Below are 4,479 nucleotides of genomic sequence, written 5' to 3' on the forward strand. Positions count from 1 at the left end.
GCCTCGCCCGCGACCACGTTGGACTTGCGGATCGCGTCCAGCAGGCGGGTCTTACCGTGGTCGACGTGACCCATGACGGTGACGACCGGCGGGCGCGGGGCCAGCTGGTCCTCGTCGCCCTCGTCGGCGCCGAAGTCGATGTCGAACGACTCCAGCAGCTCGCGGTCCTCGTCGTCCCGGCTGACGATCTCCAGCTGGAAGCCCATCTCGTCGGCCAGCAGCTGCAGCGTGGCGTCCGAGACCGACTGGGTCGCGGTGACCATCTCACCGAGGTTGAACATCACGGAGACGAGCGCGGCCGGGTTGGCGTTGATCTTCTCCGCGAAGTCCATCAGCGAGGCGCCGCTCGACAGGCGAACGGTCTGGCCGTTGCCGCGAGGCAGCATCACACCGCCGACGGACGGGGCCTGCATGGCCTCGTACTCCTGGCGCTTCGCCCGCTTCGACTTGCGACCACGGGCCGGACGGCCACCGGGGCCACGGCCGAAGGCACCCTGCGTGCCACCACGGGCACCCGGGCCGCCGGGACGGCCGCCGAAGCCACCCGGACGCGGACCGAAGCCGCCGCCGCCACCCGGGGCACCGCCACCGGGACGCGGGCCGCCGAAGCCGCCGCCGGCCGGACGCGAGCCCGGACCGGCCGGACGGCCCTGGAAGCCGGGACGCGCGCCGCCCGGAGCACCGGGACGGCCGCCGGGGCCACCCGGGCCACGGCCGCCGGGGCCCGGACGCGGGCCCGGAGCCGGACGCTGCGGCATCATGCCGGGGTTCGGACGCGGCATGCCGGACGGGGTCGGGCCGCCGGGACGCGGACCGGCCGGACGCGGCATGCCGTCGGGACGCGGGGCACCACCCGGACGGGGGGCACCGGCACCCGGGGCACCGGCCGGACGCGGACGGTCGCCACCCGGACGCGGCGCACCGGCACCGGGGGCACCGGCCGGACGCGGACGGTCGCCACCCGGACGGGGACGCTCGCCCTGGGCACCCGGAGCGGCCGGACGCGCACCGGGCGCGGCCGGACGGCGGTCGCCGGGGCGGGCCATGCCGGTCGCGCTGCCCGAGGTGAACGGGTTGTTGCCCGGACGCGGGCCGGCCGGACGCGGGCCCGGACGGGCGCCGCCGCCTGCGGCCGCGGCCGGACGCTGGGCCTGCGGGGCCGGGCGCTGGGCCTGGGTCTCACCGGCCGGGGCCGGGGAGGAGAACTCGGCCGCCGGAGCAGCCGGAGCCGCCGGAGCGGCGGGGCGGGCCGCCGGGCGCGGGCCCGGGGTCGGCGCGCCCGCGGGACGCGGGGCGGCGGGGGTCGCGGCCGGGGCGGCGGGCGCCGCGGCTGCGGGGGTCGGACGGGGACCAGGGGTCGCGGCAGGGCGCGGACCCGGGGTCGGGGCACCCGGCTTGGGTGCGGCCGCACCGGCGGAACCGCCGGCGGGCTGGGGCGCCGCGGGCTTCCGCGGGCCAGGCTTGGCAGCGGAACCACCACCGGTGGGGGCCACTCCCAGAGCGTCAGTCAACTTGCGCACGACCGGCGCCTCGATCGTCGAGGACGCCGAACGGACGAACTCACCGAGCTCGGTGAGCTTGGCCATGACGGCCTTGCTCTCCAAGCCAAGCTCCTTGGCGAGTTCGTAAACCCGGACCTTAGCCACTTCACTCCTGTCTATGAGTCCGGGGTGTCTCGTCCGCCGGACTGTCGCTACTTCATGGGCGTACCCATCGCGTACTCATCGCGTACTCATCGAGTGCTCATCGCAATCTCGACCTACTTCCACATCGCGAGGTACCTGACTGGTGGCACGGCGCGCGGCTGCCCGCGCACTGTGCTTGTTGCGGTGGTTCTCCGCCGCCCGGGGCGACGGCTGTCACACGGGAGGCGCCCACCGGGCCGGCCTGAGGAAGCTCAGGGCGCCGGGGTGCCGCCTGCCCGCTCCTCGATGTACTCGCGGAGCCGCTCGGTGTCGAGTGTGCCCTGGAGCCGAAAGGCCCGGGGGAACGCCCGGCGGCGGACCGCGAGGTCGAGGCAGGCCGGATCGGGGTGCAGGTGCGCGCCCCGGCCCGGCAGTGCGCCACGGGGGTCGGGGACGCAGACGCCCTCGACCGCCGTGACACGCAACAGCTGGTGCTTGGCCGCTCGCTTGCGGCAGCCCACGCAGGTGCGTTCCGGGCGTGCTCGGACATGCGTCCGGCCAGACGAAGGCAAGTCTACCCCTCCGAAGGGACATGGCGCCGCCCCGCCGAACCGGGGTGGAACGGCCGGGCGGCTCCGGACAACGCTGACTACCGGTCCGCGGGCGGCTGTTACCGGTCCGCAGGGCGGCCGTCGGCCTCGGGCTGCCCCTCGGTGTCCGGCCGGATATCGATCCGCCAGCCGGTGAGACGGGCGGCCAGGCGGGCGTTCTGCCCCTCCTTGCCGATCGCCAGCGACAGCTGGTAGTCGGGCACGATCACCCGTGCGGAGCGCTGGGCGGCGTCGACGATCTCCACGCTCGTCACCCGTGCGGGGGACAGCGCCGCGGCGACCATCTCGCGCGGGTCCTCCGACCAGTCGACGATGTCGATCTTCTCGCCGTGCAGCTCGCCCATCACCGCGCGCACCCGGCTGCCCATCGGGCCGATGCAGGCGCCCTTGGCGTTCAGCCCGGACCGGCGCGACCAGACCGCGATCTTGGTGCGGTGGCCGGCCTCGCGGGCGATCGCCGCGATCTCCACGCTGCCGTCCGCGATCTCCGGGACCTCCAGCGCGAACAGCTTCTTCACCAGGCTGGGGTGCGTGCGGGACAGCGTCACGGACGCGCCGCGGACACCCCGGCGCACCGCCACGACGTAGCACTTGAGCCGGGTGCCGTGCCGGTAGTCCTCGCCCGGGACCTGCTCCTGCGGCGGCAGGATGGCCTCCAGCTTGCCGATGTCGACCAGCACGCTCTTCGGGTCGTTGCCCTGCTGGACGACACCGGTGACGATGTCGCCCTCCTTGCCCGCGTACTCGCCGAAGGTCTGGTCGTCGGCGGCGTCGCGCAGGCGCTGCATCATCACCTGGATGCCGATGCTGGACGCGATCCGGCCGAAGCCGCTCGGGGTGTCGTCGAACTCCTTCGGCTCGACGCCCTCGTCCAGCTCCGCCGGGTCCTCCATCGCCCACACGGTGACGTGGCCGCTCTTGCGGTCCAGGTGCACCCGGGCGCGGCGGCGCGAGCCCTCGGTGCGGTGGTACGCGGTGAGGAGGGCCGACTCGATGGACTCGACCAGCAGGTCGAAGGGGATGTTCTTCTCGTTGACCAGCGTGCGCAGGGCACTCATGTCGATGTCCACGGCTACGCCTCCTCGTCTTTCGTCACGTTCGTGTTGCTGCGGCTCATGGCCCGGGCGGGCTCTGCCCGGTGCGGGGGGAAGTCACTCCGCACCGTCGTCCCCCTCGTCGGAGGCGTCGTCGTCCGCGAAGTCCGGGGCCTCGTCGAGGAGCTCGTCGTCCTTGCGGTTGAACTCGACCTGGACGCGCGCCCTGGCCACCTCGGCGTACTCCAGCCGGCGCTCCTTGGCCCGGCCGCGGCCCTTCACCGGCTGCACCTCGACCAGCGCGCCGTCCTCGTCCGCCTCCAGCACCCGGGCGACGATCTCCCCGCCGTCGACCAGGTTGATCTTGGCAAGCCGGCCCTCGGCCCGGCGCCAGTGGCGCGGCTCGCTCAGCGGGCGCTCGGCGCCCGGCGAACCGACCTCCAGCACGTAGGCGCCGGTGCCCATCACGTCGGACTCGTCCAGCGCCTCGCCGACGACCCGGCTGAACTCGGCGATGGCGTCAAGGTCCACGCCGCCGTCCGCGTCCACGTCGATCTGCACCTGGCGGCGGCTGCCCGTCTGGGTGACCTTCACGTCCTCCAGGTCGAGGCCCGCCTGGGCGGCCAGCGGCTCCAGCAACGCGCGCAGCCGGTCGGTGTGGGTGGTGCTCATCCGGGTGGACTCCTCGGCCGCGTCTGCTGTTGTCAGGAGGGGGTGCCGCGCCCCCCTGGCACCGGTCCGGCGCAGGCCGGGTCGCGGCAGCTCGGCCCAAAGCCTATCCGGTGATGCCGCCAACCACCGATTCCGCACCACGCCCGGCCGCCCGTGCGACACCCACTGCGAGCAAGGTCACACCCCCCGGGTGCGGTTCCGCGGTACCCAACCCATCCCCGTGGACGTGAGGATTCTGTAATCATTCACGCCAACGAGGGCAGGCGGGCAAGCCGTCCTCCCGTACACGCCCCGGAGTGACAGCGATGCAGCCGCCCAGCCGACGGACCTTCCTGGCCCTCGGGCTGCTCCTCACCGCCGGCGGTGCGCTCACCGCGTGCACCGACGCGCCCGACGACCGGGACGGGACGGAGGGCGAGAACCGCCGCCCCGACCCGGACGAGCCGGTCCGGCAGCGCGCGGTCACCGCCACCGACGCCCTGCTCGCCGGGTACGACGCGCTGCTGGCCGGGCCGGGCGCCGGGCAGGCCGCGCTGC

At 74.7% G+C, this 4,479-nt stretch carries 4 protein-coding genes and 1 pseudogene; 1 reads left to right on the forward strand and 4 read right to left on the reverse strand.

Going from position 1 to position 4,479, the window contains the following annotated elements:
* The 4 genes from ABZ885_RS36025 to rimP form a co-directional block, all read right to left on the reverse strand.
* A partial coding sequence (locus ABZ885_RS36025; protein WP_360198494.1) for a translation initiation factor IF-2 N-terminal domain-containing protein occupies positions 1-1,646 on the reverse strand: 1,646 nt, incomplete at its 3' end.
* 251 nt (positions 1,647-1,897) lie between these two features.
* Positions 1,898-2,197, reverse strand: coding sequence for a YlxR family protein (locus ABZ885_RS36030; protein WP_360198495.1), 300 nt, complete (start codon positions 2,195-2,197; stop codon positions 1,898-1,900).
* Between the two features lie 98 nt (positions 2,198-2,295).
* Positions 2,296-3,306 carry a transcription termination factor NusA gene (nusA, locus tag ABZ885_RS36035; protein WP_360198496.1) on the reverse strand — a complete coding sequence of 337 codons (1,011 nt, stop codon included), beginning with the start codon at positions 3,304-3,306 and terminating at the stop codon, positions 2,296-2,298.
* An 81-nt stretch (positions 3,307-3,387) separates the two neighbouring features.
* Positions 3,388-3,942 (reverse strand): ribosome maturation factor RimP, encoded by a 555-nt coding sequence (gene rimP / locus ABZ885_RS36040; protein WP_360198499.1) that lies wholly within the window; start codon positions 3,940-3,942, stop codon positions 3,388-3,390.
* A 296-nt stretch (positions 3,943-4,238) separates the two neighbouring features.
* Here rimP and ABZ885_RS36045 point away from each other — a divergent pair.
* Positions 4,239-4,479 (forward strand): annotated as a pseudogene (locus ABZ885_RS36045) (hypothetical protein); the annotation flags it as partial.

It is taken from the genome of Kitasatospora sp. NPDC047058 (assembly GCF_040643935.1).
In the GTDB taxonomy this organism is placed as follows: domain Bacteria; phylum Actinomycetota; class Actinomycetes; order Streptomycetales; family Streptomycetaceae; genus Kitasatospora.